Source organism: Hyphomonas sp. UBA3601, assembly GCF_002375605.1.
Taxonomy (GTDB): Bacteria; Pseudomonadota; Alphaproteobacteria; order Caulobacterales; family Hyphomonadaceae; genus Hyphomonas.
Genome location: NZ_DFME01000067.1, coordinates 1,589 through 4,962 on the forward strand (window position 1 = coordinate 1,589; position 3,374 = coordinate 4,962).

Here is a 3,374-nt window from a genome sequence, read left to right on the forward strand (position 1 = left end):
GTTCCCAGGCGCTATAGTTGCAGTGGTTTCATCTGCAGGGCTTGTTTGCCAATGCAACTGCCCACAGCTATAGGAGCAACACATTTTCAGGGGTCTATGGGAGAGAACCAAATGCTGACCAGACTTGCCACGCTGACCGCAGGCGCCGCCATTGTAACACTGCCGGCCTTGGCGCAGGCCGCGCCAAGCGCGTCGGGTCCGAGCATCATGAGCCAGGTGCTACTGTTCCTGCCGCTGATCCTGATCTTCTACTTCCTGCTGATCCGCCCGCAGCAACAGCGCGCGAAGAAGCACAAGGCCCTGATCGAGAACATCAAGAAGGGCGATACGATCGTCACGTCCGGCGGCATCGTCGGCAAGGTGACCAAGGCGGGCGACGAGGAAGTCACGGTCGAACTGGCCGAAGGCGTTCGCGTCCAGATCATCAAGCAGATGGTGATCGACGTTCGTGGCAAGAACCAGCCTGTCGCCGCCAACGATTAAGGGCCTGCAGGGCCCGCTTGCGGCCCTTCGCATGACAAGGAATTCCGCATGCTTCAGTTTCCACCTTGGAAGGTCGCGCTTGTTCTTCTGACACTGGCATGGGGTGTCGTCATGGCGCTGCCGAATGTCGTGAACATGGATGATGCGCCGGGTTTCATGCCCAAAAAGGGCGTTAATCTCGGCCTAGACCTTCAGGGCGGCGTCTACCTGATGATGGAAATCAATCCAGACGAGGTGATTGCCAACCGTCTGGAAGTGTTTGCCGGTGATGTGCGCAGCGCGTTTACCAATGTGACGCCGTCCGAGCGTATTGGCCATCTGCCAGACGTGAAGGGGCGCCAGCTGGAGATAACGCTGACGCGTCCTGACGCCGAAGGCAACTTCCCGATGGACGAGGCGCTCCGTCGTATGCGCAAGCTGAACGGCAATGTGGAAGGCGCGATTGGCGGCGCGAAGACGTACGAAATCGAACAGCTCGGCACAGACCGGATTCTCGTCACGGTTCCCGCCGCATCAGAAGAAGCGTTGATGAAAGACGCGCTGGGCAAGACGATGACCATCGTTCGTCGCCGCGTCGATCCCGACGGTGTTTCCGAAATCTCGATCACGCCGCAGGGCAATGACCGGATCATTCTTGAGGCGCCAGGCGAGCCCGACCCGCAACGCTTGAAGGATTTGCTCAGCCGTGACGGCAAGATGACGTTCAATCTTGTTGATGACAGCCCATCCGCGATCACCTCGGCGCAGGCAGGCGTGGCGCGCGCGGGCTATCGCTTGCTGGAAGGGCCGACGACCGGGGCGCTGCTCGTGCGGAACATTCCGGAAGTGACCGGCGCAGATATTGCCAACGCAGCGCAAGGTTTTGACGAAGGTAACCGGCCACAGATTACGTTCCGCCTCAACAGCAATGGCGCCCGGAAATTCTACGACACGACCCGCAACAATTCCGGCAAGCTTTTTGCGATTGTTCTGGATGATGTGATCATGTCAGCGCCGCGCATCAATGAACCGATCCCTGGCGGCAATGTTCGCATCACGGGTGATTTCACGCAGGAAGAGGCCCAGGACCTTGCCGCGATCATCGAGGCCGGTGAAATGCCAGCCAAGGTCCAATTCCTGGATCAGCGCACGGTCAGCGCCACGCTGGGGCATGACTCCATTCGCGCCGGTACACGTGCATCCATGATCGGCCTCGCGCTTGTGGCGATCTTCATGATCATTGCTTATGGCCTGATGGGAGGTTTTGCCGTTGGCTCGCTTGCGGCGAACATCGTTCTGATTCTTGGGGCGCTCTCTGGGCTCGGCGCTACGCTGACCCTGCCGGGTATCGCAGGCATCATCCTGACCATCGGTATGGCGGTCGACGCCAACGTGCTCGTGTTTGAACGTATCCGCGAAGAACAACGCAATGGGCGCTCTCCCCTCACGGCCGTTCAGGCCGGGTATGAACGTGCCTTTTCGACCATTCTCGATGCGAACGTTACAACCCTGATCGCCGCCATCATTCTCTACCTGCTCGGTTCAGGACCGGTGAAAGGCTTCGCCGTGACGTTGGCCATCGGTATTGTCACATCGGTGTTCACCGCCTTTGTCGTGACCCGCTGGTTCACGGTCATGTGGTTGAAAACCTTCCGTCCCAAGAAGCTCGCGGTCTAGGCCCGGAGGAGATACGATATGCTACTCAAATACTGGCCCCAAAAGACCAATCTGAGCTTCATGAACCTTCGCCTGATTGGCGCAGTTGTCTCAGCGGTGCTGATTGCATCTTCCATCTTCTTCCTCGCGACGCGGGGTCTCAACTTCGGTGTCGACTTTGCCGGTGGAACAGTGATGGAGCTGGAGCAGACGGACACAATAACTGTGGAAGGTGTGCGTCAGGCGATGCCACTCAACGCCGATGTGAACAGCGCGGTCGGCACCGATGCTCGCAGTATCGTGGTCGTGAAATACGGCGAAGCAGATGCGTCCATTCTCGGGGAAGAATTTCAGGCGCTGTCTGCCACCGACCAGGCCGAACGCGCAACGGGCGCGACCAACGAACTGGTGACAGAAACGCTGAAAGAGGCGCTGGGCATAACTGACGAGCAGATACTCCGCAACGACTCGGTGGGCCCCAAGGTTTCGCAGGAATTGTTTAGGGATGGGATCACGGCGCTGATTGCAGCCCTTGCACTGATGCTGGTCTACATCTGGTTCCGGTTCGAGTGGCAGTTCTCGGTCGGCGCCGTGGCGGCGCTCGCACATGACGTGATCATCACGCTCGGCGTGTTTGCGTTCCTTCAGATGGAATTCAACCTGACCACTATTGCGGCCCTGCTGACAATCATTGGTTACTCGATGAACGACACGGTCGTTGTGTTTGACCGGGTGCGTGAAGAGAAGCGCAAGTATAAGAAGATGGCCGACAAGGAGGTTATCGACCTTGCGCTGAATGGCACGCTATCCCGGACCTTGCTCACCTCTGGCACGACCCTGTTGGCTTTGATGGCGATCTTCTTTCTGGGCGGTCCAGTCCTGCGCGGCATGAGCTTCGCGTTGATCTGGGGCGTATTTATCGGGACGTACTCGTCCATCTTCATCGCCTCGACCATCGTTCTGGCGTTGGGCATGGATCTCAACAAGAAACCGATTGAGGATGTTCCAGGCTTTCAGGGCTGAACGCGCCTGTCCCCGGCCTAATTGTCCAGGACGATAACCTTGTCCATCAGCGCGTCGATGGCTTGTTGTGGCGTATCGCTGTGAACCAGTGATGCACGGAAGCCTTCCGGTGTGAACTTGCCGTCGATGATGTGTTCCATCAGTTCGAAGAAGGGCGACCAGAATCCGTCTTCGTCGAGGAAGGCCATTGGCTTGGCATGCAGGCCGAGGCGTGCCCAGGACAAGATTTCGAC

At 58.2% G+C, this 3,374-nt stretch carries 4 protein-coding genes; 3 read left to right on the forward strand and 1 reads right to left on the reverse strand.

Annotation, left to right across the window (positions count from 1 at the left end; all coding sequences use genetic code 11):
* Window positions 1–111: 111 nt before the first annotated feature.
* Genes yajC through secF form a run of 3 tightly spaced genes read left to right on the forward strand, consistent with a single transcriptional unit; the run spans window position 112 to window position 3,141 of the window.
* Entirely contained in the window at window positions 112–483 is a 372-nt protein-coding gene (gene yajC, locus B4F73_RS07075; protein WP_051607524.1) for a preprotein translocase subunit YajC, read from the forward strand.
* Between the two features lie 48 nt (window positions 484–531).
* Window positions 532–2,139: a protein translocase subunit SecD gene (gene secD / locus B4F73_RS07080; RefSeq protein ID WP_206990791.1), complete on the forward strand. Its 1,608-nt coding sequence runs from the start codon at window positions 532–534 to the stop codon at window positions 2,137–2,139.
* An 18-nt stretch (window positions 2,140–2,157) separates the two neighbouring features.
* Window positions 2,158–3,141, forward strand: coding sequence for a protein translocase subunit SecF (secF, locus tag B4F73_RS07085; protein ID WP_290482855.1), 984 nt, complete (start codon window positions 2,158–2,160; stop codon window positions 3,139–3,141).
* A gap of 17 nt (window positions 3,142–3,158) precedes the next feature.
* Here secF and B4F73_RS07090 read toward each other — a convergent pair.
* The coding region (locus tag B4F73_RS07090; RefSeq protein ID WP_290480958.1) for an LOG family protein at window positions 3,159–3,374 on the reverse strand (216 nt) is incomplete at its 5' end.

Excerpts from the sequence above, each read along its gene's own strand:
- yajC (WP_051607524.1), top strand. The coding sequence starts at position 112 with ATGCTGACCAGACTTGCCACGCTGACCGCAGGCGCCGCCATTGTAACA.
- secD (WP_206990791.1), top strand. The coding sequence starts at position 532 with ATGCTTCAGTTTCCACCTTGGAAGGTCGCGCTTGTTCTTCTGACACTG.
- secF (WP_290482855.1), top strand. The coding sequence starts at position 2,158 with ATGCTACTCAAATACTGGCCCCAAAAGACCAATCTGAGCTTCATGAAC.